A 25,915-nucleotide genomic window follows, 5' to 3' on the forward strand; every position below is an offset into this window, starting at 1 on the left:
GATCGGTGGCCGAGGCTGGGTGCGATGCCGGCGACAGGGCCCACCCTGCGCATTGATGCGCGCGATGAGAATTGTGGGCCACTTCATACTTAATGTGTCGAGACCATGAGCAATATTGTTTGCGCGTTGCAACGCGCCTATTATTGCGGCGGCTAATTTCGGGGGCTCGAACAAGTCGTGAATGTCCGTTCACATGACAGCGCATTGCGCGGCGGCTTGAATTTGCAAGGCGGGCCGCAGGCAAACAGGACACCCAAGACCGTGGTTGATTCCGCACTTCGGGAATTGCGTCCCGCCGGCCGCGAGCGGCTGATCGTCGTTGAGGACGATCCGGTGACGCGGACGATGCTGGTCGGCTATTTCAGCGACAACAATTTCGACGTGGTCGGCGCCGGCTCCTGCGCGGAATGCCGCCAGGCGCTGCGCGCGCGCACCGATCTCGTCTTCCTCGACCTGCAGCTGCCCGACGGCGACGGCTTCGAGCTCGCCAAGGAGATCCAGGCGACCAGCAACGCGGGCATCATCTTCGTGACGCGCCGTGACACCGACGTCGATCGCATCCTCGGCCTCGAGATCGCCGGGGACCACTACGTCACCAAGCCGATCAATCTGCGCGATCTGCTGGCGCGTGCTCGCAGCGTGCTGCGGCGGCGCTCGCTCGATCGCAAGGCGGCGCGCAACCACAATTCGATCGCCTTTGGCGACTGGATCATCGACCTGACCCGGCGCGAGCTGCTCGGCAGCGATGGCAAGCCGGTGGCGCTGACGCGCGCTGAGTTCGACCTGCTCGCGGCGCTGGTCGGCGCCGACGGACGGCCGCTCAGCCGTGACTATCTGATCGAAGTCGTCAGCAACCGCCAGGCCGAGGTCGACATCCGCACGGTCGACGCGCTGGTGGCGCGGCTGCGCCGCAAGCTCGTCGGCAGCGGCACGCCGGTGATCGCGACCGTCACCGGGGTCGGCTACAAGCTCGCGCTCAGCGAGCGGCTGTAACGCAACCTCGTCAGCGCGAAGCGACTCGCTTCCATCTCGCCTCGATGCGCGCCTTGATCCGGCTGACCCTGGCCTCGTGGGCGGCCCAATAGGCGCGGCTGGCCGCCGCGGTGCCCTGACGATAGCGGGCATAGACGGCTTTGGGCTGCGCCGCGACCTTCGATGCGTTCACCCGTTTTGCCGGGACCGCTGCGGGCGCGGCGGGAGTGGGGCGGGGCGCCGGCGCCGGCTCCGGCTCCGGTGCGGTCGCGACCGCGACCTCCAGCGCCTTCGAGTTCAAGGCGGCGAGACGGTTGCGGGCCCGGTTGCAATAGACCTGCGACCGCGGCGTCATGGCTTCCTCGCCATGGCCTGCCCGGTACTTCATGAGGGCGCGGCAGATGTCTCCGCCGGCCAGACGCCAGGCCTGGCTGAGATAAAGCACCCCATAATGGATGTTGATGTCGGGTTCGGCGAGTTCCGCATCGCTGCCCCGGAAGCCCAGCATCGCCGCCGTCTCGGGCCGCACCTGCATCAGGCCGATCTCGCCGACGCTGCCGATGACGGCCGAATTGTAGCCGCTTTCGACGAAGACGACCGCTTCGGCGATGTCGGCCGGTAAGTCGGTCTTCGCGGTTTCTCGCTCGATGATCTTCCGGATCAGGGCCCGGGACGACGGCGTCTCGCCGGCGCCGAGCTCCGTGTTGCCGTCTGCGGCGTGCGCGCCGAGCGGGGCCGACAACAGCAGGACGACCGCCACGTTTCTCCACGTTGCGCCGAGATTGAAGCGTGCCCGATCCCACAGCATCGCTCCGTCATAAATCGCCGGAGTTAACAACCGGCTTCCCGCGCCGTCACTGCCGCGCGCGGGCGCTCTGGTCGGTGGGGGGCGCTTGCAACGGCCCGGCCAAATGGTCGTCGATCGCATAGAGCGAGCAGGTCTGCGACCATTTCATGCAGGCAGCCAGCGAGTCGCGCTGGGCCTCCTCGGCCGTGATGCGTCCCGCGCGCCAGCCATAGCCGCCGTTCGGCGAGACCGCGAAAGCCTTGTGCGGCAGCATGCTGGCGAGATAGCGCGCGAACTCGCCCCTGGCGGCCTCGTTGAGCTGGCGCGGCGGCGGTAAGGTCTCGGGCAAGCTCAGGATGTCGCGACCGAGGAGGCCGCGCTCGCGCAGGAAGGCGTCGACATAGGGCGTCCATTGCGGACGGCTCGCCACCGAATAGAGATAGTGACCGTCGTCGCCGAAGGGCGGCGCAGCGATGAATGTCACGTTGCCGCCACCGGCGCGAAACCCGTCATGGAGGCGGCGCGCGAGGTCAGGGCCGAAATAGGAATCGTTGGTCGCGTAGACCCACAGTGTCGGCACGCGCGAGGTCTTGCCGAAGGTGGCGAAAGCCTGCGCCAGCCCATCCTTGTTGCAGACGTCGTCGTCGTCGCGCGAGCCGCGGCCGCCGGCGAAATTGATCGCGGCGATGAGACCAGGCGGCGCCTGCGCCGTCAGCGCGATCGTGGCGAGCCCGCCCGCGGAATGGCCGGCCGCGATCATGCCTGATGTCGTGACATCGCTCCGCCGCGCCATCGCATCGATCGCGGCGCGCAAATCAGCCACCGCGACCGCGGCGGCGGGGAGGTAAGCGGCCTTGGCGCAACCGCCGACGCTGTCGACGCGTCCGCCGGGCGAGGTGCCGTAGCCGCGCCGCATCACGATCAGTGCCGCAAAGCCGCGCCGGGCATATTCCAGCGCGATGCCGTAATATCGGTGCGCGGACATGCTCGCGCGGTCGTCGAAGCTGCGCGGCGAACCGTGGCTGAGCAGCGCGAGCGGATAGCGCTTCGCGCCGGCCGGGCGGACCAGAAAGGCCTCCAGACCCTGCGGCCCCGCCTCCGCCATGGGGATGCGGAGATCCTCGGTGTAAAACTCCGCCGCCCCCGCAGACGACGGCCCGTCCGCCGGGATCAGCCAGGCGATCAGCAGGGGGAGCAGCTTGCGCAGGACAGCCATGAGGCGATTCGAACAGCCGGAAGGCCTCGACCATAGCATGATCCCGCAATTTGCATTGCGGTGCCGATGTGTCCGACGCGGTGTCCGACGCGCGGCGCTAGCGCCCGGTGGATGCGCCGGGGCTGTCCGTGCTGTCGCTACGGAGCTCCCGCTCGAACCGGCGCTTCACCTTGGCGAGGTCATGATCCACGGCTGCGTTGCGCAGCATCGGGTTGAGTTCGATACCGGTTTGCTCGACGTATCCGGGAGACGATAGCACCAAGGAACTGGCGAGCAGCAGGGCCGTTGCGAGAATGGTCATGTCCCCATTCATGGACCCAAATGCGGCCATTTGTTGCCGGCGTCGGCCGATGGCTTTTAAGTTGGCGTGTGCAAGCCCAATGCTATGGTGCGGCAGGGCCTCAATTCGACAACGACGAGGATATTCAAGTGGCTGATGTTCATCCCGCGGCAGGCAAGCAGGCTTCGCCGGACGCGCTCACCAATATTCCGCGGCTGGTGACGGCTTATTTCGCCGGCAAGCCCGATGTCGCGGATCCCGCGCAGCGCGTGGCGTTCGGCACCTCCGGCCATCGCGGCACCTCCGTCAAGAACACGTTCAACGAAGGCCATATCCTCGCGACCACCCAGGCGATCTGCGACTACCGGAAGGAAAAGGGGCTGACCGGCCCGCTCTTCATCGGCATCGACACCCACGCGCTGGCCGAGCCGGCGCTGGTGAGCGCGGTCGAGGTGTTCGCCGCCAACGGCGTCGACATCATGATCGACAAGGACGGCGGCTATACGCCGACGCCTGTGATCTCGCACGCGATCCTCGCCCATAACAAAGGGCGTACGAGCGGCCTTGCCGACGGCGTCGTCATCACGCCATCGCACAACCCGCCGGAAGACGGCGGCTACAAATATAATCCGCCGCATGGCGGCCCGGCCGACACCGATGTCACCGGCGTCGTCGAGAAGCGCGCCAATGCCTACCTCGCCGACGGCCTCAAGGGCGTGAAGCGCGTGGACTATGCCAGGGCGCTGAAATCATCGAACGTCCATCCGACCGACTTCGTCACGCCCTACGTCGCCGATCTCGGCAACGTCGTCGACCTCGAGCTGGTCAAATCCGCCGGCATCAACATCGGCATCGATCCGCTCGGCGGCGCCGCCGTGCATTACTGGCATCCGATCATCGAGCGCTACGGCCTGAAGGCCACCGTGGTGAACGAGGCGATCGACCCGACCTTTCGCTTCATGACGGTGGACTGGGACGGCAAGATCCGCATGGACTGCTCGTCTCCTTACGCGATGGCGAGCCTGATCGGGATGCGCGACCGCTTCGACGTCGCGTTTGCCAACGACACCGACGCCGACCGGCACGGCATCGTGACGCGCACCGGCGGCCTGATGAATCCGAACCACTATCTGGCGACCGCGATATCTTACTTGTTCGCGCACCGCCCGAACTGGAGCAAGGATGCCGCGATCGGCAAGACCGTGGTGTCGAGCTCGATCATCGACCGCGTCGCCAAAAAGCTCGGGCGCAAGCTGGTCGAGACGCCGGTCGGCTTCAAATGGTTCGTCGACGGCCTGCTCACGGGCGGCTTCGGCTTCGGCGGCGAGGAGAGTGCGGGGGCCTCATTCCTGCGCCGCGACGGCGGGGTCTGGACCACCGACAAGGACGGAATCATCCTCGGCCTGCTTGCCGCCGAGATCATGGCGAAGACCGGCCGCGATCCCAGCCAGCTGTTCGGCGATCTCACCGCCGAGTTCGGCATGCCCCATTACGCCCGCATCGACGTCGCCGCGACCGGGCCGCAGAAGACCATCCTGAAGTCCGTCACGCCGGAGCAGCTCGGCTTGAAGGAGCTCGCCGGCGACCCCGTCCGTGCCACCCTGAGCAAGGCGCCCGGCAACGGCCAGCCCTTCGGCGGCATCAAGGTCGAGACCGATTTCGGCTGGTTCGCGGCTCGGCCGTCCGGTACCGAGGACGTCTACAAGATCTACGCCGAAAGCTTCCGCAGCCCCGAGCACCTGAAGCGGATCCAGCAAGAGGCGCAGGCCGGCCTGGCGAAGGTGTTCGGGGCGTAGCCGCTAGCCTCTCTTACCTCCCCTGGAGGGGGAGGGTCGATCGCGCGTTAGCGCGAGCGGGGTGAGGTGAAGGTTCCTCCGCGACTAACAGTGCCCGAGGGGAGGGATCACTCCACCCCACCTCGCTCCGCATTTCGCTTCGCTTCATGCGCATTACCCTCCCCCTTCCAGGAGTGGGTAATGCGCGCCATTCATCTGAGAGGAGATGATCCAAGCACCGCATGTATACATATATGGTCATAAAGGTATTATGTTACTCATAAATAAGTCTTGAATGATATGGCCCCCTGTTATTGTATACATAACGCATACATAAGCCGTGGGAGTGAGACCGATGACAAAACCCTTCCCGATGAATGCCTGGTACGCCGCCGCCTGGGATGCCGACGTCAAGCCGGCGCTGTTGCCGCGGACGATCTGCGGCAAGCATGTCGTGATGTACCGCAAGGCCGACGGTTCGGTGGCTGCGCTGGAGGATGCCTGCTGGCATCGCCTGGTGCCGCTGTCCAAGGGCCGGCTCGAAGGCGACACCGTCGTTTGCGGCTATCACGGCCTCAAGTTCAACGCGCAGGGCCGCTGCACCTTCATGCCCTCGCAGGAGACCATCAACCCGTCGGCCTGCGTGCGCTCCTATCCCGTGGTCGAGCGTCACCGCTACATCTGGCTCTGGATGGGCGATCCCGCGCTGGCCGATCCCGCGCTCGTTCCGGACATGCACTGGAATCACGATCCGGCCTGGGCCGGCGACGGCAAGACCATCCACGTCAAATGCGACTACCGCCTCGTGCTCGACAATCTCATGGACCTCACCCACGAGACCTTCGTGCACGGCTCCTCGATCGGCAACGAAGCGGTCACCGAAGCGCCGTTCGACGTCACCCATGGCGAGAAGACGGTGACGGTGACGCGCTGGATGCGCGGCATCGAGCCGCCGCCGTTCTGGGCCAAGCAGCTCGGCAAGCCCGGCCTCGTCGATCGCTGGCAGATCATCCGTTTCGAAGCGCCGTGCACCATCGCGATCGACGTCGGCGTGGCGCCGACGGGCACCGGCGCGCCGGAAGGCGACCGTTCCCAGGGCGTCAACGGCTTCGTGCTCAATACCATCACGCCGGAAACCGAGAAGACCTGCCATTATTTCTGGGCCTTCGTGCGCAACTATCAGCTCGGTGAGCAGCGCATCACCTCCGAGATCCGCGAGGGCGTCTCCGGCATTTTCCACGAGGACGAGTTGATCCTCGAAGCGCAGCAGCGCGCCATGGACGAGAATCCGGACCGCATCTTCTACAACCTCAACATCGACGCCGGCGCGATGTGGTCGCGCAAGCTGATCGACAAGATGGTGGCGAAGGAAACCGCGCCGCAGCGCCTCCAGGCCGCGGAGTAACCCGCCATGGCCGAGCGTGAGGTCGACCGTTCCGTCTCGCAGACCGTGAAGGCGCAGCTCGCATTGCGCGACCAGATCCTGTCGGGCGCCTTGCGTCCGGGCGAGCGCATTTCCGAGCTCCAGGCGGTGGAAACCACCGGCGCCTCGCGCACACCGGTGCGCATGGCGCTGGTGCGGCTGGAGGAGGAGGGCCTCCTGGAAGCGATCCCCTCCGGCGGCTTCATGGTGAAGGCGTTTTCGGAGCGCGACATCTCCGATTCCATCGAGCTGCGCGGCACGCTCGAAGGCCTCGCCGCGCGCTTCGCTGCCGAGCGCGGCGTCTCCGCGCGCGAGCTCGAGCCCCTGAAGGAATGCCTGGCCGCGATCGACGAATTGCTGCGCCAGGTGCCGATCTCGATCGAAGCCTTCTCGTCCTACGTCACGCTGAACGCGCGCTTCCACGCCCTGCTCACGGAACTGTCGCGCAGTCCGCCGCTGATCCGCCAGATCGACCGCGCCTCGGCTCTGCCGTTTGCCTCGCCGAGCGGCTTCGTGATGGCGCAATCCGCGCTGCCCGAGGCGCAGCAGATCCTGATCATCGGGCAGGATCATCATCGCGTCGTGATCGACGCGATCGAGAACCGCGAAGGCGCGCGCGCCGAGGCGATCATGCGCGAGCACGCGCGGCTCGCCGTGCGCAATCTGCGGCTCGCGCTGCGCAACCGGACCCATCTGGACCTCTTGCCGGCGCTCGCGCTGATCAAGTCTGCAGCCGACTGAGGGCCATCACCATGCGCTTCATCGAAACCTGGACTCCGGCAACGCTCGTGTCGACGCGCGATCTCGCTCCCGGCATCCGCGAATTTCTGATCCGGCCGGATCAGTATGACGGCGTCGCCTATCCGGTCGGCAGCCACATCAACGTCAGCGTGACCATCGACGGCCTGCCGGAGACGCGGTCTTATTCGCTGGTGGGCGAAGCCTCCCCGGCCGGCTTCAAGATCGCCGTGCGCCGCGCCGAGGATTCCCGCGGCGGTTCGCGCTACATGTGGCAGCTCGCGCCGGGCGCGCGGCTCGACATCACGCAGCCGGCCTCGCTCCTTGCCGTGGACTGGTCGCGCGAAAGCTATTGCCTGATCGCCGGCGGCATCGGCATCACGCCGATCCTCGGCGCCGCGCAGGCGCTGGCGCGCCGCGGCGCCGACGTCACGCTGCACTATGCGGTGCGCTCGCGGGCAGAGGCCGCCTATCTCGACGATCTCGCCGCGCTGCTCGGCGATCGCCTGGTCGTTCATGCCGGCGACGAAGGCAGGCGGCTCGATCTCGACACGCTGTTCGCCTCGGTGCCGAAAGGCGCGCTCGGGTTGTTCTGCGGCCCGATGCGCATGCTCGATGCCGCGCGCCATGCCTGGATTGGTGCCGGCCATGCGCTGCCCGATCTGCGCTACGAGACCTTCGGCTCCAGCGGCGCGCTCCCGACCGAGACGTTCCGTGTGCGCCTGAAGGGCTCCAATGTCGAGCTGGAGATCCCGCGCGAGCGCTCGATGCTGGACGTGCTCAATGCCAGCGGTCACGACGTGATGTACGACTGCAAGCGCGGCGAATGCGGGCTATGCGCCATCGACGTGGTCGAGGTCGACGGCGAGATCGACCATCGCGACGTCTTCTTCAGCGACCATCAGAAAGAGAGCAACCAGAAGATCTGTGCCTGCGTCTCCCGTGCGCGGGGCACCATCACCGTGGATACGCTGCTGCGCGCGGATGCGATTTGAGGTAGGAAGGATCGTAGCCCGGATGGAGCGAAGCGAAATCCGGGGGCGGTCTTGCTCCGTCGCGCGCTGTCCCGGATTGCGCTTCGCTCCATCCGGGCTACTTCGTCTAAAAGGATGGCCGTGCGGGAAAACCTACGCCGCGAACGTCGCTCGATACTTCTTGGTCTCCAGCAGCACCAGCACGCCGTCCGCCGACACCGGGCGGCTGATCAAATAGCCCTGAACCTCGTCGCAATTGATCTGCCTGAGATATTCGAGCTGGTCGGCGGTCTCGACGCCCTCGGCGACCACGCCGATGTCGAGGTCGCGCGCAAGCGAGACCACCGACTTCACGATGGCCGCGCAGTCGGGCTGCACCAGCATGTCGCGGATGAAGGACTGGTCGACCTTGATGCGGCTGAACGGCAGCTTGCGCAAATATGTGAGGGAGGAGAAGCCCGTCCCGAAATCGTCGAGCGCCACGGTGACGCCGAGCTGCAGCAGCGCGTTCAGCACGGGCTCGGCCGAGCCGTATTTCGACAGCAGCATCGATTCCGTGATCTCGATCTCGAGCCGGTGCGGGGCGATCTTGGCGTCGCTGAGCGCCTGCACGATGATCTGGAGGATGCCGGCGTTGTGAAACTGCGCCGCGGAGAAGTTCACGGCGACCCTGATCTCGTCAGGCCATTTGGCAACCGTCGCGCAGGCGCGCCGGATGACCCATTCGCCGATCTCGTGGATCAGCCCCGTCTCTTCCGCGATCGGGATGAATTCGCTCGGCGGCACCAGTCCGCGCTCGGGATGTTGCCAGCGCAGCAGCGCCTCGAAGCCGGTGATCCGGCTTTGGTCGAGATCGAGGAACGGCTGGAAGACGAGGAAAAGCTCGTTTCGCGCGATCGCGCCCTCGAGGTCCGATTGCAGTGCCTTGCGATCGCGTGACACCCTGTCGTCGGCTTCCTCGAAGAAGCGGATTGTGCCGGGCCCCGCCTTCTTGGCGCGGTAGAGCGCTGCATCGGCATTCTTCATGATGTCAAGCGGCGTGGTGCCGTCGCGCGGCGCCAGCACGATGCCGACGCTGGTTGCGCCCACGACCTGGCGGCCCTCGATGCGGAACGGCTCCTCGAAGGCCGCGACGAAGCGTTCGGCGATCTCGAGGGCGTCTTCGGGGCGCGCCAGATTGGCCATCACCAGCGCGAACTCGTCGCCACCGATGCGCGCGATATGCTCGGCGGCGCGGGTGCAGCGTTGCAGGCGGCTTGCGACCTGGACCAGGAATTCGTCGCCGGCGGGATGGCCGAACTTGTCATTGACCTCCTTGAAGCGATCGAGATCAAGCAGGAGCACCGCAAACTCCTCGCCGGACAGCGCCAGTCGCTTCAGCGCAGCCTCGAGCGTCTCGTTGAAGGCGACGCGGTTGGGCAGGTGGGTCAGGGGATCGAGGCGCACCGTGCGCTCCGCCTCGATCTGCTGCGTGACGCGCCGCGCGAACGAGAACGAATTGACGAACACGCCGCGGATCAGCACGCTGCCATAGACCACGACGAGGAAGGCGATCAGGAGAAAGGCGAGATCGCCGTTCCTGCCGAGGCAGATGGCGATCCCGACGAAGATCGGGGCCGTGAAGGCGATGGCCGCGATCGGGATGGTGGCGAAGGCGAGCGCACCGCCGGCCAGCATGCCCGAGCACAGGCAGGTGATGACGAGCTGGCCGCCGGTCGAAGCATCGGTGAAGAAGGCGACGGGGACGATGCCCCAGGCGGCGCCGAGCACGAAGGCATTGCGCACCAGGCGGTGCATGGCGCGGCGGGAGACGAATTGCGGCTTGGTGATGCGGCGCGCGGCGCGGGATTGCAGACCGAACGCGATCGCGGCGCTGGCCACGGCGGCTCCCCAGACCAGGGCGGGTATCCTGTCGGGCGACTGCCACAGCGCGATGGCGAGCACGAGGGCGTTGCAGGCATTGGCGAGCATGATGCCGACCGAATAGCCGAGCACCAGCGCCATCTGTTCGGCACGGATATGGCCGGCCACGGCTTCGTCCGTCACGGGACCGCCGAACGCCGACAGATCGCCGGCAAACAGCCGCGCGAAATAGGTGGTCAGTTGAGTCCGCATTCCAGAGCCTAGCACAAGGGGGCGTTCGTCCAGCTCGTTCCGGAGAATTCGCTGCAAAACTTTGACGAACTATGAATTATCCCCGTTTGCGGCTGGCGGCGTGACCACTTCTGCGTGTTCAAGCGAGGGTATCGATAACAAATCGATACAAATGCGGGATGGGAGGGGAATGTGGGCGCCTATTCCGGTGTCATGCTCCGCGAAAGCGGGGCATCCAGTACGCTGCGGCTTCTCGATTCAGTCACAGGCGCCTCGGCGTCCTGGCTCACCCGGTCGAGCCGGCGATGATCGGCCAGGACGAGACGTTCTCCTCAATTGCGTGATACGTTTCGTGCATCGACGAGGCTCCCGTGCGCCGCGTCGGCAACGGATGCATTTGCGATCCCGAGGGCCTGTCCATGAGCGAGCCTTCCGCCGATGTTTCGGCAACGGTCGAATACACGATGGATAAATGGCGGATGGACCGCCTTCCCTGGGCGATGTGGGCCTGCGTCGCCGGCCTTGCGATTGCCCTCCACGCCGAAAGCCGCGGCCAGAGCGGAGCGGTTTTGGCCGCCGTCTATCTTGCTCTCCTGGGTCTGGCGTTCGCAGCCTATGCACTGACGACGCTGATCGGACGGTCCGGCCTGCCATTGCTTCTTGAATTGTTGATCGGCGTCCTTGTCCTGATCGTCGTTTCCGGCCTGATCGGTGTGATCAGCATGTTGGTCGGTGGACCAAGCGGCCGCTCCAGCTATGTCGGCGCCATGCGCGGTCTCAATTGGAGCCACCTCGTCAATCCATCGCTGAACGTCTTCGGCTGGATGTTGCTCTATCTGGGTTTCGGATGGATCCTGTTCTCAGCTTACCGTCACCTCTACGCGGATCGGGCCGTCGTCTCGATGTCTGCCGCGGGCATCCGGTTTCACAGGCCGTGGCTCAAGGGTCTCTTCATTCCCTGGCAGGAGGTGCGCGGGGTGGGCCATCTCGTCGTTCCCGGCCTCTCGGGCGTGCCGTTCGTAAGTCCATATGCCGCGGCCGTCACGGTCGGTCGGGATTTCCATGAGCAGCACATCGCCCCGAAGCGCAGCTTTTTCGCGCCACCCGGGGCCGAAGCCATGTTCCAGCCGAAAGGCGAGATGATGCAGGTGGTGCTGAACAGCGCCGACATGACGGTCAAGCCGGAAGATTTTCTCGGGCCTGCCGAGGCGCGCTGGAAGGCGTTTCGGGATCAACCGCGCTCGCCCTCCCAGCATGGCGGCACCATCGTCTACGGACGCTGGTCGATCGACGGATCTCGGTGGCAGGCCGTCCGGTTTCTTGCGCCTCTGGTCGGCATGGTCGTGGTCCTGGTGTACCGGTAGGTCCGATCCTGCTCAGCGCCCCAGCTGCTTCGGATCGTAGTAGAACCGCTCCTCGATCAGCTTGTCGCCGCGCCAGGTCTGCCACGCGATCTCGTCCAGCGTTCGTGTGACGCCTTCGGCATTCGTGAAGCTGAAGGTCCAGCGGGTCGCGACATGGTCGCCCTCGATCAGGCTCGGTCCGACGCGAACGGCCTTGACCTCCTTGGTCGCGGCCAGCACGCCGCGCTCCTTCGCGACCAAATTTTCCCGCCCGACCGTCGGGGCGGCGTTGTTCTCGTAGGTCGCGGCGTCGGGCGTATAAAAGTGCTCGATCGCGCCGACGAAATCTCCGTCCTCCAGGCGCTTGGCAAAAGCTTCGACGATGTCACGGCTCGGCATGATGCATCCTATGATAAAACCGACTGATGGTCGGTAAATACCGACCGATGGTCGAAAAGTCAACTGGCGGCCCGCCTATGATTGGATTAGACGAGACCCATGGCCAAGCAGGCGGAACGGCGGGCGGCGACATCGGAGGCGATCCTGACGGCGGCACGCCGCCTGTTCGGGACGCAAGGCTTTGCCGCTACCACCATGGACGAGATCGCTGAGGCAGCCCGCATCGCCAAGGGCGCGGTCTATCATCACTTCAAGACCAAGGAGGCGGTGTTCGAAGCCGTGTTCGACCTGGTCTCGCGCGACCTCGTCGTCGAGATCGACGGTGCCGCGCGCGCGGAAAAGGACGTGCTGGCCGCGATGGTCGCCGGTACCCAGCATTACTTCGCCGCCACCGCGAAGGGACCGACCGGCCAGATCATTTTGCGCGACGGCCCGGCGGTGCTCGGCTGGGAGCGCTGGCGCGAGATCGACGCAAGACACTTTGGCGGCAAGATGCCGCGCGCGCTGGCGGCGGCGATGGAGGCCGGTCTCATTGCAAGGCAGCCGGTCGAGCCACTGGCGCGGCTGCTGCTCGGCGCGGTGACCGAAGCCGCCGTCGCCTGCGCCGGCCGGGCCGATATCGCAAGAGCGGGCGCGGAATATGCCCGTGCGTTCAAGTCGCTGGTCGAGGCGCTGCGCGCCAAGCCATGATCGTGCTAGTGACGAAATGGAAACGCCCACACAACAAGAAGAACCGTAGCGCATGAACGCAAACTCCTCCCTCACGCCGTCCGACCCTGAGTTCGACTACATCATCGTCGGCGCAGGCTCCGCCGGCTGCGTGCTCGCCAACCGGCTGTCGGCGAACGGCAAGCACAGCGTGCTGCTGCTCGAGGCCGGGCCGAAGGATTCCAACATCTGGATCCATGTGCCGCTCGGCTACGGCAAGCTGTTCAAGGAGAAGACCGTCAACTGGATGTACCAGACCGAGCCGGAGCCCGAGCTGAAGGGCCGCCAGGTGTTCCAGCCGCGCGGCAAGACGCTGGGCGGCTCCAGCTCGATCAACGGTCTGCTCTATGTCCGCGGGCAGCACGAGGATTACGATCGCTGGCGTCAGCTCGGCAATACCGGCTGGGGCTATGACGACGTGCTGCCCTACTTCAAGAAGGCGGAGAACCAGTCGCGCGGCGCCGATCAGTATCACGGCACGGGCGGTCCGCTGCCGGTCTCCAACATGGTCGTGACTGACCCGCTGTCGAAAGCCTTCATCGACGCCGCGGTCGAGACCGGTCTGCCCTATAACCCTGACTTCAACGGTGCCAAGCAGGAAGGCGTCGGCCTGTTCCAGACCACGACGCGCAACGGCCGCCGCGCCTCGACCTCGGTCGCTTATCTCGGCCCGGCCAAGGCACGCGGCAATCTCAGGATTGAGACCGAGGCGCTCGGCCAGCGCGTGCTGTTCGAGGGCCGCCGCGCCGTTGGCGTCGAATATCGGCAAGGCGCGCAAGTCCGTCGCGCCCGCGTGCGAAGAGAGATCGTGCTGTCGAGCGGCGCTTACAACTCGCCGCAATTGCTGCAGCTCTCCGGTGTCGGTCCCGCCGATCTCCTGCGCAAGCACGGCATCGACGTCGTGCTGGACGCGCCGGGCGTCGGCCACGATCTCCAGGACCACATGCAGGTCCGCATCGTGATGCGCTGCTCGCAGAAGATCACGCTCAACGACACGGTCAACCATCCGCTCCGCCGCACACTCGCCGGCGCGCGCTATGCGCTGTTCCGGAAGGGCTGGCTGACGATCGCGGCCGGCACGGCGGGCGCGTTCTTCAAGACCAATCCGCGCCTCGCCTCGCCCGACATCCAGGTGCACTTCCTGCCGTTCTCGACCGACAAGATGGGCGAGAAACTGCACGACTTCTCCGGTTTCACGGCCTCGGTGTGCCAGCTCCGCCCCGAGAGTCGCGGTTCCCTGCGCATCCGGAGTGCCGACCCTGCGGTGCCGCCGGAAATCCGCATCAACTACATGTCGACCGAGACCGACCGCACCACCAATGTCGAGGGCATCAAGATCCTGCGCAAGATCCTGAATGCGCCGCCCCTTAAGCCGTTCGTGGTCAGCGAATATGATCCCGGCACGAAGGTATCCACGGATGCCGAAATTCTGGATTATTGCCGCGAGCGCGGCAGCACCATCTACCATCCGACCTCGACCTGTCGTATGGGCAACGACGCGCTCGCGGTGGTCGATCAGCGGTTGAAGGTGAGGGGTCTCGAGGGCATCAGGGTCGTCGACGGCTCGATCATGCCGGACCTCGTGTCGGGAAACACCAACGCGCCGATCATCATGATCGCCGAAAAGGCCTCCGACATGATATTGGAGGATGCGCGGTAGAGCATGATCCGGACCCGGAGGGCCGCGTTGGCGCAGTGGGGACCAGTCTTCCGATAAGATCATGCTCAAAACGAACGCGTCTCGAAAGGACCAGGACTTGGCTACGCGATTGAAGATCGGCACCCGCAAGAGCGCGATGGCGCTGGCACAGACGGAAGAGATCGCGCGCCGCCTGACCGCCGCCGTGCCCGGTCTCGACGTCGAGATCGTCAAGTTCGACACCACGGGCGATACCGACCAGATCAGCAAGCTGCAGCCCCATGGCGGCAAGGGCGGCGCCTTCGTGGCGCAGATCCGGGCCGCCGTGCTCTCGGGCGAATTGCAGGCGGCGATGCATTCGCTGAAGGACATGCCGGGCAACGAGGACACGCCGGGCCTCGTCATCGGTGCCACGCTGTCGCGCGATCCGCCCAGTGACGCGCTGGTGCTGCGTGATGGAGTTTCGCTCGATGCCTTCCGCCAGTTCGGTGGCAAGGGATTCAAGATCGGCACCAACGCCGTGCGGCGGGCGGCGTATGCCCGACGGTTATTTCCAGAAGCGGAGATCATTCATTTCCGCGGTGCCGCCGACACGCGCGTGCGAAAGCTCGACAATCAGACGAAGCAGCGGCTGCCTGACGGCGGTGAGGTCGGACCGGCAGATGCGCTGATCATGGCCCGTTCCGGCCTCGATCGTGTCGGCCTTTCTCATCGCGTCACCTACGAATTCACGGCCGCGGAGATGTTGCCCGCGGCGGGGCAGGGCATCGTCGCCGTCGAATGCGCGGCGCAGGACTGGCAGACGCGACAAATCCTGTCATCGATCGACGATCCCGCCGCGCACGCCAGCGCGGATGCCGAGCGCGAGGTGTTGTGGGTGCTGAACGGCCACTGCAATTCGCCGGTGGCGGGCTTCTCGACCATATCAGGCGATCAGATGTCGCTCACCGCATCCGTGCTCGACCTCTCCGGCAACACCATCATCGAGGCCTCGCGCGAAGGCCCCGCCAATCGTCCGCGCGAGCTCGGCCGTGCGGTGGGTCTCGATCTGCTAACCAAGGGCGCCGCCGAGATCATCGAGCGCAGCCGGCCGCGCTGAGCCTCGCTGCGAAACGCCGCGCCTGTTTTGCCCGACGCGTCAAAAGCGCGTCTGAACCGCCTCATGCCGGCCCAGCTTTTTCAATGACTTGTCTACTGTGCATGGGGTTGTTTTCGCGTTTTTAAGTCCGCCCCCTCGGGGTCGGGGCGGAGCTAGCCCCGCACGCGCTTGATCATCTGCTCGACATGGGCGATCGGCGTCTCCGGCTGGATGCCGTGGCCGAGATTGAAGATGAAGCGCCCTTGCGCAAAATTGGCCAGCACGTTGTCGACCGCGCGGTCGAGCGCGCTGCCGCCGGTGATCAGCACCAGCGGATCGAGATTGCCCTGCACCGCGACCTTGCTCTGCACGCGTTCGCGGATGAAGGCCGGCTCCGCGGTCCAGTCGATGCTGACCGCGTTGACGCCGGTCGCCTCGACGTAACCCGGCAGCAGCGCACCGGCGCCGCGGGGGAAGCCGATGATCTTGGCATCGGGCACCTTAGCCCGCACGCCCTCCACGATGCGCCGCGTCGGCTCGACCGACCAGCGCGCGAATTCGGCCGGCGGCAGCACGCCGGCCCAGGTGTCGAAGATCTGCAGGGCATTGGCGCCGGCTGCGAGTTGCGCCAGCAGATACTCGATCGAGCTCTCGACCAGCACGTCGATGATCTCAGCAAACGCCTCCGGATGCCGGTAGGCCATCATCCGTGCCGGCCCCTGGTCGGGCGTGCCCTGGCCGGCGACCATGTAGGTCGCGACCGTCCACGGCGCGCCGCAGAAGCCGATCAGCGCGGTCTTGGGGTCGAGCGCGCCGCGCACGAGCTTGAGCGCCTCGAACACCGGCGCGAGCTTGCCGAGATCGGCGCGCGGCGCCAGCGTTGCGACCTTAGCGGGATCATCCAGCGGCTCCAGCCGCGGGCCCTCGCCGACCTCGAACCGGACCGAGCGCCCGAGCGCATAGGGGATCACCAGAATGTCCGAGAAGATGATCGCTGCGTCGAAGCCGAACCTGCGGATCGGCTGCAACGTCACCTCGGCCGCCAGCTCCGGGTTGAAGCAGAGATCGAGGAAGCCGCCGGCCTTGGCGCGCACCTCGCGGTATTCCGGCAGATAGCGGCCGGCCTGCCGCATCATCCACATGGGCGGGATGCTCTGGCGCTGGCCGGAGAGCACGTCGATGAAGGGCATTTTTTCAGATTGGGGCACGAACGGTCCTGAACAGGGTGATGGCCCCTGATACACCGGCTCGGCCCCCAGCGGAACAGGGGAACCAGGGCAACAGGGCCGCGTTGACCAGCCGATGGAGGAAGATCATGGCTGAGACATTCAATCCCGCGCCGCATGACAAGCACGCTGACGATCTGCACGAAGCGCTCGCTGCCGACCGGCAGTCCAAGCTCGACGCCGGGCTTAAGGATACCTTCCCAGCGTCTGATCCCGTGAGCGCGGCGCAGCCGACGCCCTCAAAGGCCGACGCGGAGGCCGACAGTCCCTCGCTCTGGGACAAGGTCAAGGCGATCTTCAGCTAGGCGGGCAGGCACGCCGGATTCCGATCGGCTTGCTAATATCTTGTTAGCAATGCGCCGATTGCGGCCTCCGTAGGACTACTGGAACCGGGCCAGATTGCCGGGTATCCCGGTGGCGACTTCAGAGTTCACTAACAGAAGCGGCAGAGGTTCCGAAACATCGGAGACCCTCTGTCGCATGAGCTCTGCTACCCAACGAACTGGATGGAGCCGCCTGCCGCCGCGCGCGGCAGGGTTCGTCGTGCTGACCTGCGTGGCCATTCTCGGCATCAGCGGCTGGCGCGAATGGGCGGCGCGCGATGCGGTGCTCAAGGGTGCCGAGACCGAGATGGCGAACGTCGCCCGCTCGCTGACCCAGCATGCCGAGGACAGCCTCGATCTGCTCGATTCCGGCGTCGTCGGCGTCGTCAGCCGCCTCGAGATGGACGGCACCGCACCCGCGACGATTGCCAAACTGCGCACCCTGCTGGAAGCACGCAAGAAGGCCATCGAGCGCATTCACAGCCTCGCCATCATCGACGACCAAGGCAATTGGCTGACCTCGCCGGGCACGATAGGTTCGACGCTCAGCGACGATGCGTTCTTTCGCTATCATCAGCTCTCCCCGAAACGGGAGCCCCATGTCGGCCATCCCGTAAAGAGCCTCTTGGACGGCGAATGGGTCGTCACCCTGTCGCGCCGCTTCAACAAACCCGACGGCAGCTTCGGCGGGGTGGTGCTCGCGACCATCAGCTCAAAATATCTTTCGCACTTTTATGAGCAGTTCGAGATCGGCCGCAACAGCTCAGTGTCGCTCACGCATGGCGACGGGCTGATGATCGCGCGCAATCCCAGCAACGATAAGTTCGTCGGCCGCAGCGTTGCCGACACTCCGCTCTTCCGCGACGCCAGCCTGCAGCGGCCGAGCGGCGCCTATCATTTCAAATCGCCGCTGGACGGCGCCGAGCGCGTCAGCTCCTTCAAGCGCTCGAACCGCTATCCGCTGGTCCTGCTGGCGACGCTCGACAAGGAGGAACTGCTCGCGCCCTGGCGCGCCGCGGCCATCTCCCGCATGGTCTACGTGATGGCGCTGGTGGTGCTGATTGCGGTCATCGGCGCCGTGCTGGTGCGGCAGTTGCAGCGCGGCCAGCGCATGGCCGCCGCCCTGGTCGAGAAGGAGGCGCATTTCCGCCTGCTCGCCGAAGGCTCCAGCGACATGGTGACCCGCATCGGGCTCGACGAGCGGCTGCGCTATGTCTCGCCCTCGTCCGTGCGCGTCGTCGGCTGGCGCGCCAATCAATTGATCGGCACGCCGGCGCTGGCGGGCATCAATCCGGAGGACCTGCCGGAGGTCCAGGCCATCGTCGACGCCATGAAGCGTGGCGAGCGGGAGGAGGCGCGCCTCATCTACCGCAACTCGCACCGGCAGAACGGCGAAGTCTGGCTGGAATCGACCATGCGGGTGACGCGCAAGGACAATGGCCGCGTCGACGGCGTGGTCGCGATCTCCCGCGACATCACCGAGCACAAGAAGCTGGAAACCAGGCTCGAGACGCTGGCGATCGAGGACAGTCTCACCGGGCTTGCCAATCGCCGCCGCTTCGACGATCGGTTGAAGGAGGAATGGGCGCGCGCCTATCGCGACCGCTCCAGCCTCGCTTTGCTGATGATCGATGTCGATCACTTCAAGGCCTATAACGACGAATACGGTCACCCCGCGGGCGATGCCTGCCTGCGCCTGGTCGCGAAGATCATCGCCGCCGAGACGCAGCGCGCCGGCGATCTGGCCGCGCGCTATGGCGGCGAGGAATTCGCCATGCTGCTGCCGAACACCGATGCCGCCGGCTGCGCCCAGGTCGGCGAACGGATCCGCCAGGCCATTCATGAGGCCGGCCTCGTTCATAGCAGCAATCAGGCAGCCGGATGCGTCACCGTCTCGGTCGGCGGCGCGACCTGCCGGCCGGCGCTGGAGCGCACGGCCGGAGTGGCCTCGCTGGTTGAAGCGGCCGACCGGGCGCTCTACGCCGCCAAGGACGCCGGCCGCGACCGCCTGATGATGTCCGGCGAGCTCATGAACCTGCTGCCGAAGGCGTCCGGCCAGTAGGACGGCTCAATAATGCGGCGGAGGCTCGTTGGCGGGTCCCGGCGCATGGGCCTCGGCGTCCTGCAGCCGCTCGCCGAGCTCCGCGATCTTCCGCGTCAACAGATCGATCTGCTTCCACTGCGCCGTGATGGTCTGGTTCAGGGTCTCGATCGTGTCGTCCTGATAGGCGATGCGTGTCTCCAGCGTGTCGATGCGCTCGCCCAGCGTCTTGATGTCATTCGTCACGCGTTGCGTCCTTGTTCCGTTCGCGCAAGCCATGGCCAAGCGCGACGCGTTCGTCGAACACGAAGCATTCGCCGCGCCAGCGGCTCTGCGCCTCCGGCACCTCTTCCAGATATTTGAGAATGCCGCCCTTGAGGTGATAGACCTCGGCAAAGCCGCGCGCGAGCAGATGCGCGCTCGCTTTCTCGCAGCGGATGCCGCCGGTGCAGAACATCGCGATCCTGCGATGCGTGGCCGGATCGAGCCGCTCGGCGGCGAAATCCTTGAACTGGCCAAAGCTCCCGATGCCGGGGTCGACGGCGCCTTCGAACGTTCCCATCGCCACCTCGAAGGCGTTGCGGGTGTCGAGCAGCAGCGTGTCGGGCGCCGAGATCAGCGCGTTCCATTCGCTTGCATCGACATAAGTGCCGACCTGGCGGGTCGGATCGGCAGCCGCATCGCCGAGCGTGACGATCTCCTTCTTCAGCCGCACCTTGAGCCGCCCGAACGGCATCGCTTCGGCAGCCGAGAATTTCAATTCGAGATTGTTCAGCCTGCCGCCGAACATGTCGCCGTGCACCAGCTCATGGGCGAGAGCGTCGATCGCGCCCGGCGCACCGGCGAGCGTGCCGTTGATGCCCTCCTGCGCCAGCAGCACGCTGCCTTTCAGCTTGAGGCCGTCGCAGAACGCGCGCAGGGGCTGGCGCAGCTCGCGGTAATCCGGGAGGGCGGCAAACTGGTAGAAGGCGGCGACCTTGGTGACCGAATTCGGATCAGACATGGCGGCTCGTTTAGCAGGCGCGTGCGGCCTGGAAAACCCGCATGAGCCGCCTTGCCCTGAAGGTCTATACGCCCAGCGGATGGCAGCCATTTCACTGGCATGCCAGCATTGCCCCTGCGGGCGGGAATGTGTCATGTAGACCCGGTTTTTCCGAGATGGCGCGCCACCTGCGCCCACGGCCAAGAGAGCAAGAAATTCGATGAGAAACTTCCATTTCCCCGGCCGGTCCACGGTCCACGCCACCAACGCGATGGTTGCGACCTCGCACCCGCAGGCCTCGCTCGCGGCGATCGAGGTGCTGCGCGAGGGTGGCACGGCGGTGGACGCGGCGGTGGCCGGCTCGGCCGTGCTCGGCGTGATCGAGCCGCAATCGACCGGTATCGGCGGCGATTGCTTCGCACTGGTCCAGCCGCGCGGCGAGGGCAAGATCATCGCCTATAACGGCTCCGGCCGCGCGCCGAAGGCGGCGAATGCCGACTGGTATCTCGAACGCAAGATGAACTCCGTGCCGCTGACCTCGGCGCATGCGGTGTCGATCCCCGGCGTGGTCGATGCCTTCGCCACCGTCTTGCGCGATCACGGCAAGTTCGGCTTCGACCGGCTGCTCCAGCCCGCGATCAAGGCGGCCGAGGAGGGCTACGTTGTCGCGCCCCGCATCGCGTTCGACTGGAAGAACCAGTTCGAGAAGCTGAAGGCCGGCACCAACACGGTGCGGTACCTGTTGCCGGGCGGCAAGCCGCCGGTGGCCGGTGACGTCATCCGCCAGGCTGAGCTCGGCAAGACCCTGCGCGCGATCGCCAAGGATGGCCGCGATGCCTTCTACAAGGGCCCGATCGCGGAGGACATGGTCGAGACCCTGCGCGGGATCGGCGGCCTGCACACGCTCGACGATTTCGCCGCGCACACCACCGAGACGACGACGCCGATCGGCACCATGTACAAGGGCTACGACGTCTGGCAGTGCCCGCCGAACGGCCCCGGCCTCACCATGCTGCTGATGCTCAACATCCTGTCGCGGTTCGACCTGACGAAGTTCGCTCCGCTCAGCGTCGAGCGCTTCCATCTCGAGGCAGAAGCCGCGCGCATCGCCTACATGCATCGCGAGCTGCATGTCGCCGATCCCGAGCACATGCAGATCGAGGTCGCGAAGATCCTCGCCAAGGAGTTCTGCGACGAGCACATCGCCAAGATCCGCATGGACGGCATGCTCGATCTACCTAGTGTCGCGCCGCCGATGAACCCGTCGACGATCTACATCACCGTCGTCGACAAGGACCGCAACGTCTGCTCCTTCATCAACTCGATCGCGCATTCCTTCGGCTCGGCGATCGTCTCGAACAAGACCGGCGTCCTGTTCCAGAACCGTGCCGGCGGCTTCCGCATCCAGCCGGGGCATCCCAACTGCATCGAAGGCGGCAAGCGTCCGCTGCACACGATCATGCCGAGCCTGCTCACCAAGGGCGGCCGCTCCGTGATGCCGTTCGCGGTGATGGGCGGGCAGTACCAGCCGGTCGGCCAGACCCGCGTGCTGACCAACATCCTCGATTACGGCTGCGACGTGCAGGAGGCGATCGATATGCCGCGCGGCCTGCACTACGAGGGCCAGTATCAGCTCGAGGACGGCGTGCCGGCCGCGATCGTCGAAGGGCTGAAGAAGCTCGGCCACAAGACCACCAGCGTGGTCGGTCCGCTCGGTGGCGCGCAGGCGATCTGGATCGATTGGGACAAGGGTACGCTCACCGGCGGTTCCGATCCGCGCAAGGACGGCTGCGCATTGGGTTATTGATCGCCAGCGCAAGTTCCTCGCGCGCGAGATCAGGAAAAGTTGACGAAGGGCGATGCGGCATTTGCAGCATCGCCCTTTTCCGTTCGGAACGGAGCTCATTGCTTCAGGTTAAGGGGCGATGAGCGGTGCAGGCGTGCGCTGCTTCGAGAGATCAGCGGCGGAGGCCCGGATGTCCGACACACCAAGTTCCAAACAATCAGCATTCGATCGGCGCGCCTTCATGGCCGGCGCGGCCGGCAGTGCGCTCGTCCCGATCACGGCGCGCGCGGCCGCAGAGGAGGCAAGGGCCCCCGCGGTACAGGACCCGTCACTCCCTGTCGATGTCACGCTGCGGGTCAATGGCAAGGACAAGCGCCTGCACATCGACGCGCGCACCACGGTGCTCGATGCGCTGCGCGACCATCTCAAGCTCACCGGCAGCAAGAAGGGTTGCGACCACGGCCAATGCGGCGCCTGCACGGTGCTGATCGACGATCGGCGGGTGGTGTCGTGCCTGACGCTCGCGCTCGCGGCAGAGGGACAGGAGATCACGACGATCGAGAGCCTCGCCACCGACGATCGCCTGCATCCGATGCAGCAGGCCTTCATCGACAACGACGCGTTCCAGTGCGGCTATTGCACGCCCGGCCAGATCATGTCCGCCATTGCCTGCGTGAAGGAGGGGCATGCGGGCAGCGAGGCCGACATCCGCGAATATATGAGCGGAAACATCTGCCGCTGCGCCGCCTATCCCAACATCGTCGCCGCCGTGAAGCAGGCCGCGCCCGAGATCATGAAAGGGTAGGCGCATGCGACCGTTCACGTATCAAAGGGCAACGGACCCGAACGCTGCCGTGCAGGCGCTCAGCGCCGCTGCGGCCGCCAATAGTCCGCTGACACAGGCCCAGGCGCAGCCTCTCGCCGGCGGCACCACGCTGATAGATCTGATGAAGCTCGACGTGATGCGGCCCGCCGCGATCGTCGACATCAATCCGCTCGCGCGCGGCTGGTCGGCGATCGAGCCGAAGGGCGACAGCCTGCGTCTCGGCGCGCTCGCGAAGATGTCAGATGTTGCCGCGCACGACGAGATCCAGCGCAATTATCCGGTGATCGCCAATTCCCTGAAGCTCGCCGCCAGCGCCCAGTTGCGCAACATGGCGACGCTCGGCGGCAACGTGATGCAGCGAACGCGCTGCAGCTATTTCCGCGATGTGTCCTATGAGAATTGCAACAAGCGCAATCCCGGCTCCGGCTGTGCCGCCATGGACGGCGTTAACCGCATGCACGCGGTGCTCGGCGTCTCCGACCAGTGCATCGCGACCTATCCCGGCGATTTCGCGCAGGCGCTGATCGCACTGGATGCAACCGTCGAAATCACCGGAAAATCCGGCGTCCGCAGCCTGCCATTTGCGCAGCTGCACAAGGCGCCCGGTAGCACACCCGACATCGAGACCAGTCTTCAACCGGGTGAGCTGATCTCGGCGTTCTCCATTTCCGGACGCTGGCCCCGTTCGGTGTATCTCAAGGCGCGCGACCGGCAGTCCTACGAGTTTGCTCTCTCCTCGGCTGCGGTCGCCTTCGACGTGCAGGACGGCATGATCAGGGACGCGCGCGTTGCGCTCGGCGGCGTCGCCACCGTGCCCTGGCGGGCGCGCGAGGCGGAGGCGCTGTTGAAAGGACAGAGATTCGACGACGGCCTGGCGCAGCGTGTTGCCGATGCCGCCTTCGCGGACGCCAAAGGGCGGCGGCACAACAGCTTCAAGATTGAGCTCGGCAAGCGCGTCGTGGCACGCGCGCTCCAGCAAGCCGTAACGATGGAGATCTGATCATGACCGTTGCTGCTCCGGAGCCGAAGACGAACATGGGCCAGCCTGTGCCGCGCTATGATGCGGTCGTAAAAGTGACTGGTCGCGCGACCTACGCGTCCGACATGCCGCTCGCCGACCCCGCGTATGCGTTTCTCGTCACCAGCGCCATCGCCAAGGGACGGATCGACAGCTTCGATCTCGATGACGCCAGGCGCGTCCGCGGCGTGATCGACATCGTCACCCACGAGAACGCACCGAAGTTGAAGGACTCCAAGCTCTTCAGCAACGGCGGCTATGCGGGCACGACGATCCAGCCGCTGAAATCCGCCGAGATCGCCCATGACGGCCAGATCATTGCGGTGGTCGTTGCCGAAACCTACGAGGCGGCACGCGAGGCCGCCAACCGCGTCAAGGTCAGCTACACGGCCGCCACGCCGAGCGCGACCTTCGACTCGCCCGGGACGACCAGTGCGCCTGCGAAGGGTCAGAATGCCCAGTTCAAGGAAGACCCGAAGGTCGGCGATTTCGCCAAGGCGTTCGACGAGGCGGAGGTCAAGCTGACCGCTTCCTATGAGACGCCGGCGCAGCATCACAATCCGATGGAGCTGTTCTCGACGAGCTGCGCCTGGATGGGCGACGAGCTCGTCATCTACGAGCCGAGCCAGTTCGTCTACGGCCTGAAATATGGGGTCGCCGAACAGCTCGGCATCGACGCCGACAAGGTGCGCGTGGTCAACCCCTATGTCGGTGGCGGCTTCGGCTCGCGCGGCTCCATGACGCCGCGTACCGCCATCATCGCCGGTATTGCCAGGCGGCTGAACCGGCCGGTCAAGCTGGTCCCGACCCGCGACCAAGGCTTTACCATCACCACCCACCGTGCAGAGACCCGCCACGAGATCAAGCTTGGTGCGCGCCGCGACGGCAAGCTGGTCGCGCTCAGACATGAGGGCGCCGAAGTGTCCTCTCGGTCCGACGCCTATTGCGTCGGCGGCACCAAGACGACGACGCGGCTCTATGCCTGTCCGAATGTCGACAGCCTCGTCTCCATCGTGCGGGCCGACCGCAACACGCCCGGCTTCATGCGCTCGCCACCGGAGGTGCCGTATCTGTTTGCGCTGGAAAGCGCGATCGACGAGCTCGCGGTCAAGCTGAACATGGATCCGGTCGAGCTTCGCCGTATCAACGACACCACCAACGAGCCTATCGGTGGCAAGCCCTATACCTCGCGCTCGCTGATGGCCTGTTTCGACGAGGCCGCCAAGGCGTTCGGCTGGGCGCAGCGCTCGCCGCAGCCGAAATCGATGTCGGACGGGGACTGGCTGATCGGCTATGGCTGTGCCGCAACCTGCTATCCGACGCAGATGGGCCCCGCCGCAGCACGCGTACGGCTGCAGCGCGACGGCCGTACCCGCGTCGAGATCGCCGGCCACGAGATCGGGACCGGCGCCTATACCGTCATTGCGCAGACTGCGGCCGAAAGGCTCGGCGTGCCGCTGGAGAAGGTCGCCGTCTTCATCGGGGATAGCGATCTGCCGCCGGCGCCCGTTGCCGGAGGCTCGAACTCCACTGCCAGCACCTGCTCGGCGGTAACGATGGTGTGCGATCAGATCCGGCAGCGCCTGTTCAAGGCGGCGATGCCGGGCCAAAGCCTGACGGACAAGGCCAAGGAGACCGTCGGGCTCGGCCAGACGCCGGCCACGCAGGCGGCAAAGGGCGATCGGCCGCTCGACCTGGAGAAGGCGTTCGACGCGCTCGGGGTCGGCGTCGTCGAGGAATATGGCGAATGGAAGCCGGAAGGCGCGCCGCTGGATTCCTTCCGCGCCATGCATAGCGGGCAGGTGCGGCTCGTGGGCGGACACCAAATGAAGGATCAGATCGCCTATGCGTTCGGCGCGGAGTTCGTCGAGGTGCGCGTCAACCGCTTCACGCACGAGATCCGCTGTCCCCGCCTGGTCGGCGCCTTCGCTGCAGGTCGGATCATGAACCCGCGCACCGCGCGCAGCCAGCTGATGGGCGGACTGATCTGGGGCATGTCGTCGGCGCTGCTGGAGGCCACCGAAATCGACGAGCGCAATGCGCGCTACGTCAACGACAATTTCGCCGATTACCTCGTGCCCGTGAATGCCGATGTGGCCGACGTCGAGGTCATCTTGCTGTCCGAGCAGGATGACCGCATCAATCCCGTCGGCGCAAAGGGCGTCGGCGAGCTCGCCAATGTTGGCACCAATGCCGCGATCTGCAATGCGATTTACCACGCCACCGGCCAGCGCATCCGCAAGCTCCCGGTCCGGCTGGAAAATATCGAGGTGTGAGGGGTGGAAAC

23 protein-coding genes are annotated in these 25,915 nt (G+C 65.7%); 15 read left to right on the forward strand and 8 right to left on the reverse strand.

What is annotated here, in order from left to right; genetic code table 11:
* The first annotated feature begins 177 nt into the window (after nucleotides 1-177).
* Nucleotides 178-993 carry a response regulator transcription factor gene (locus ML401_RS08165; protein WP_212065658.1) on the forward strand — a complete coding sequence of 272 codons (816 nt, stop codon included), beginning with the start codon at nucleotides 178-180 and terminating at the stop codon, nucleotides 991-993.
* Between the two features lie 10 nt (nucleotides 994-1,003).
* Here ML401_RS08165 and ML401_RS08170 read toward each other — a convergent pair whose 3' ends face one another.
* The 3 genes from ML401_RS08170 to ML401_RS08180 all read right to left on the reverse strand — a co-directional run bounded on the left by ML401_RS08170 (nucleotide 1,004) and on the right by ML401_RS08180 (nucleotide 3,276).
* Entirely contained in the window at nucleotides 1,004-1,780 is a 777-nt protein-coding gene (locus ML401_RS08170) for a transglycosylase SLT domain-containing protein (protein WP_285811301.1), read from the reverse strand.
* A 46-nt stretch (nucleotides 1,781-1,826) separates the two neighbouring features.
* The gene (locus ML401_RS08175; protein WP_285811302.1) at nucleotides 1,827-2,975 is read right to left on the reverse strand and encodes a S9 family peptidase; all 1,149 of its coding nucleotides are present in this window, start codon (nucleotides 2,973-2,975) and stop codon (nucleotides 1,827-1,829) included.
* A 97-nt stretch (nucleotides 2,976-3,072) separates the two neighbouring features.
* Nucleotides 3,073-3,276: a hypothetical protein gene (locus ML401_RS08180; protein WP_194406509.1), complete on the reverse strand. Its 204-nt coding sequence runs from the start codon at nucleotides 3,274-3,276 to the stop codon at nucleotides 3,073-3,075.
* A gap of 128 nt (nucleotides 3,277-3,404) precedes the next feature.
* Here ML401_RS08180 and pgm point away from each other — a divergent pair, with 128 nt between their 5' ends.
* The 4 genes from pgm (at nucleotide 3,405) to ML401_RS08200 (ending at nucleotide 8,186) form a co-directional block, all read left to right on the forward strand.
* A complete protein-coding gene (pgm, locus tag ML401_RS08185) occupies nucleotides 3,405-5,051 on the forward strand; it encodes a phosphoglucomutase (alpha-D-glucose-1,6-bisphosphate-dependent) (RefSeq protein WP_285811305.1) in 1,647 nt (548 codons plus the stop codon).
* Nucleotides 5,052-5,385: 334 nt separating this feature from the next.
* On the forward strand, nucleotides 5,386-6,435 hold the full coding sequence (locus tag ML401_RS08190) for an aromatic ring-hydroxylating dioxygenase subunit alpha (RefSeq protein WP_194406511.1): 1,050 nt from the start codon (nucleotides 5,386-5,388) through the stop codon (nucleotides 6,433-6,435).
* A gap of 6 nt (nucleotides 6,436-6,441) precedes the next feature.
* Complete coding sequence (locus tag ML401_RS08195) at nucleotides 6,442-7,194, forward strand: GntR family transcriptional regulator (RefSeq protein ID WP_211419534.1); 753 nt, start codon at nucleotides 6,442-6,444, stop codon at nucleotides 7,192-7,194.
* A gap of 11 nt (nucleotides 7,195-7,205) precedes the next feature.
* Nucleotides 7,206-8,186 carry a PDR/VanB family oxidoreductase gene (locus ML401_RS08200; RefSeq protein ID WP_285811307.1) on the forward strand — a complete coding sequence of 327 codons (981 nt, stop codon included), beginning with the start codon at nucleotides 7,206-7,208 and terminating at the stop codon, nucleotides 8,184-8,186.
* 132 nt (nucleotides 8,187-8,318) lie between these two features.
* Here ML401_RS08200 and ML401_RS08205 read toward each other — a convergent pair whose 3' ends face one another.
* Nucleotides 8,319-10,280 (reverse strand): bifunctional diguanylate cyclase/phosphodiesterase, encoded by a 1,962-nt coding sequence (locus ML401_RS08205; RefSeq protein ID WP_285811309.1) that lies wholly within the window; start codon nucleotides 10,278-10,280, stop codon nucleotides 8,319-8,321.
* A 398-nt stretch (nucleotides 10,281-10,678) separates the two neighbouring features.
* Here ML401_RS08205 and ML401_RS08210 point away from each other — a divergent pair, with 398 nt between their 5' ends.
* Entirely contained in the window at nucleotides 10,679-11,623 is a 945-nt protein-coding gene (locus tag ML401_RS08210; RefSeq protein WP_285811310.1) for a hypothetical protein, read from the forward strand.
* Between the two features lie 12 nt (nucleotides 11,624-11,635).
* Here the strand turns inward: ML401_RS08210 and ML401_RS08215 are convergent, their stop codons facing one another.
* Complete coding sequence (locus ML401_RS08215; RefSeq protein ID WP_194406516.1) at nucleotides 11,636-12,001, reverse strand: nuclear transport factor 2 family protein; 366 nt, start codon at nucleotides 11,999-12,001, stop codon at nucleotides 11,636-11,638.
* Nucleotides 12,002-12,100: 99 nt separating this feature from the next.
* On the opposite strand from ML401_RS08215, the gene ML401_RS08220 reads away from it, so the two are divergent.
* The 3 genes from ML401_RS08220 to hemC all read left to right on the forward strand — a co-directional run bounded on the left by ML401_RS08220 (nucleotide 12,101) and on the right by hemC (nucleotide 15,447).
* A complete protein-coding gene (locus ML401_RS08220) occupies nucleotides 12,101-12,691 on the forward strand; it encodes a TetR/AcrR family transcriptional regulator (protein WP_285811312.1) in 591 nt (196 codons plus the stop codon).
* A 52-nt stretch (nucleotides 12,692-12,743) separates the two neighbouring features.
* Nucleotides 12,744-14,369, forward strand: a complete 1,626-nt coding sequence (locus ML401_RS08225) for a GMC family oxidoreductase (RefSeq protein WP_285811314.1) — start codon at nucleotides 12,744-12,746, stop codon at nucleotides 14,367-14,369.
* Between the two features lie 97 nt (nucleotides 14,370-14,466).
* On the forward strand, nucleotides 14,467-15,447 hold the full coding sequence (hemC, locus tag ML401_RS08230) for a hydroxymethylbilane synthase (protein WP_285811315.1): 981 nt from the start codon (nucleotides 14,467-14,469) through the stop codon (nucleotides 15,445-15,447).
* Nucleotides 15,448-15,599: 152 nt separating this feature from the next.
* Here hemC and hemE read toward each other — a convergent pair whose 3' ends face one another.
* Complete coding sequence (gene hemE, locus ML401_RS08235) at nucleotides 15,600-16,634, reverse strand: uroporphyrinogen decarboxylase (protein ID WP_285811317.1); 1,035 nt, start codon at nucleotides 16,632-16,634, stop codon at nucleotides 15,600-15,602.
* A gap of 107 nt (nucleotides 16,635-16,741) precedes the next feature.
* Between hemE and ML401_RS08240 the strand changes: the two genes are divergently transcribed.
* Both ML401_RS08240 and ML401_RS08245 read left to right on the forward strand, forming a co-directional pair.
* Nucleotides 16,742-16,957: a hypothetical protein gene (locus tag ML401_RS08240; protein ID WP_194406521.1), complete on the forward strand. Its 216-nt coding sequence runs from the start codon at nucleotides 16,742-16,744 to the stop codon at nucleotides 16,955-16,957.
* A gap of 175 nt (nucleotides 16,958-17,132) precedes the next feature.
* Nucleotides 17,133-19,037, forward strand: a complete 1,905-nt coding sequence (locus ML401_RS08245; RefSeq protein ID WP_211419526.1) for a diguanylate cyclase — start codon at nucleotides 17,133-17,135, stop codon at nucleotides 19,035-19,037.
* A 6-nt stretch (nucleotides 19,038-19,043) separates the two neighbouring features.
* Here the strand turns inward: ML401_RS08245 and ML401_RS08250 are convergent, their stop codons facing one another.
* Both ML401_RS08250 and ML401_RS08255 read right to left on the reverse strand, forming a co-directional pair.
* Nucleotides 19,044-19,262, reverse strand: coding sequence for a SlyX family protein (locus ML401_RS08250; RefSeq protein ID WP_194406523.1), 219 nt, complete (start codon nucleotides 19,260-19,262; stop codon nucleotides 19,044-19,046).
* Nucleotides 19,252-20,019 carry a rhodanese-related sulfurtransferase gene (locus tag ML401_RS08255; RefSeq protein WP_285811320.1) on the reverse strand — a complete coding sequence of 256 codons (768 nt, stop codon included), beginning with the start codon at nucleotides 20,017-20,019 and terminating at the stop codon, nucleotides 19,252-19,254. The genes ML401_RS08250 and ML401_RS08255 overlap by 11 nt, the downstream gene beginning before the upstream one ends.
* Before the next feature lie 199 nt (nucleotides 20,020-20,218).
* On the opposite strand from ML401_RS08255, the gene ggt reads away from it, so the two are divergent.
* The 4 genes from ggt (at nucleotide 20,219) to ML401_RS08275 (ending at nucleotide 25,904) form a co-directional block, all read left to right on the forward strand.
* Entirely contained in the window at nucleotides 20,219-21,805 is a 1,587-nt protein-coding gene (gene ggt, locus ML401_RS08260; RefSeq protein WP_285811322.1) for a gamma-glutamyltransferase, read from the forward strand.
* Nucleotides 21,806-22,025: 220 nt separating this feature from the next.
* On the forward strand, nucleotides 22,026-22,589 hold the full coding sequence (locus ML401_RS08265; RefSeq protein ID WP_285812643.1) for a (2Fe-2S)-binding protein: 564 nt from the start codon (nucleotides 22,026-22,028) through the stop codon (nucleotides 22,587-22,589).
* 4 nt (nucleotides 22,590-22,593) lie between these two features.
* On the forward strand, nucleotides 22,594-23,610 hold the full coding sequence (locus tag ML401_RS08270; protein ID WP_285811324.1) for a xanthine dehydrogenase family protein subunit M: 1,017 nt from the start codon (nucleotides 22,594-22,596) through the stop codon (nucleotides 23,608-23,610).
* 2 nt (nucleotides 23,611-23,612) lie between these two features.
* Nucleotides 23,613-25,904 carry a xanthine dehydrogenase family protein molybdopterin-binding subunit gene (locus ML401_RS08275; RefSeq protein WP_285811326.1) on the forward strand — a complete coding sequence of 764 codons (2,292 nt, stop codon included), beginning with the start codon at nucleotides 23,613-23,615 and terminating at the stop codon, nucleotides 25,902-25,904.
* Nucleotides 25,905-25,915 lie beyond the last annotated feature (11 nt).

It is taken from the genome of Bradyrhizobium sp. 62B (assembly GCF_030272265.2).
Taxonomy (GTDB): Bacteria; Pseudomonadota; Alphaproteobacteria; order Rhizobiales; family Xanthobacteraceae; genus Bradyrhizobium.

Coding starts and splice junctions, on each gene's coding strand:
- ML401_RS08175 (WP_285811302.1), bottom strand. CDS start 2,975: ATGGCTGTCCTGCGCAAGCTGCTCCCCCTGCTGATCGCCTGGCTGATC.
- ML401_RS08200 (WP_285811307.1), top strand. CDS start 7,206: ATGCGCTTCATCGAAACCTGGACTCCGGCAACGCTCGTGTCGACGCGC.
- ML401_RS08210 (WP_285811310.1), top strand. CDS start 10,679: ATGAGCGAGCCTTCCGCCGATGTTTCGGCAACGGTCGAATACACGATG.
- ML401_RS08265 (WP_285812643.1), top strand. CDS start 22,026: ATGGCCGGCGCGGCCGGCAGTGCGCTCGTCCCGATCACGGCGCGCGCG.
- ML401_RS08275 (WP_285811326.1), top strand. CDS start 23,613: ATGACCGTTGCTGCTCCGGAGCCGAAGACGAACATGGGCCAGCCTGTG.
- ML401_RS08190 (WP_194406511.1), top strand. CDS start 5,386: ATGACAAAACCCTTCCCGATGAATGCCTGGTACGCCGCCGCCTGGGAT.
- ML401_RS08220 (WP_285811312.1), top strand. CDS start 12,101: ATGGCCAAGCAGGCGGAACGGCGGGCGGCGACATCGGAGGCGATCCTG.
- ML401_RS08215 (WP_194406516.1), bottom strand. CDS start 12,001: ATGCCGAGCCGTGACATCGTCGAAGCTTTTGCCAAGCGCCTGGAGGAC.
- ML401_RS08255 (WP_285811320.1), bottom strand. CDS start 20,019: ATGTCTGATCCGAATTCGGTCACCAAGGTCGCCGCCTTCTACCAGTTT.
- ML401_RS08240 (WP_194406521.1), top strand. CDS start 16,742: ATGGCTGAGACATTCAATCCCGCGCCGCATGACAAGCACGCTGACGAT.
- ML401_RS08205 (WP_285811309.1), bottom strand. CDS start 10,280: ATGCGGACTCAACTGACCACCTATTTCGCGCGGCTGTTTGCCGGCGAT.
- ML401_RS08170 (WP_285811301.1), bottom strand. CDS start 1,780: ATGCTGTGGGATCGGGCACGCTTCAATCTCGGCGCAACGTGGAGAAAC.
- ggt (WP_285811322.1), top strand. CDS start 20,219: ATGAGAAACTTCCATTTCCCCGGCCGGTCCACGGTCCACGCCACCAAC.
- ML401_RS08270 (WP_285811324.1), top strand. CDS start 22,594: ATGCGACCGTTCACGTATCAAAGGGCAACGGACCCGAACGCTGCCGTG.
- ML401_RS08195 (WP_211419534.1), top strand. CDS start 6,442: ATGGCCGAGCGTGAGGTCGACCGTTCCGTCTCGCAGACCGTGAAGGCG.
- ML401_RS08245 (WP_211419526.1), top strand. CDS start 17,133: ATGAGCTCTGCTACCCAACGAACTGGATGGAGCCGCCTGCCGCCGCGC.
- ML401_RS08180 (WP_194406509.1), bottom strand. CDS start 3,276: ATGACCATTCTCGCAACGGCCCTGCTGCTCGCCAGTTCCTTGGTGCTA.
- ML401_RS08225 (WP_285811314.1), top strand. CDS start 12,744: ATGAACGCAAACTCCTCCCTCACGCCGTCCGACCCTGAGTTCGACTAC.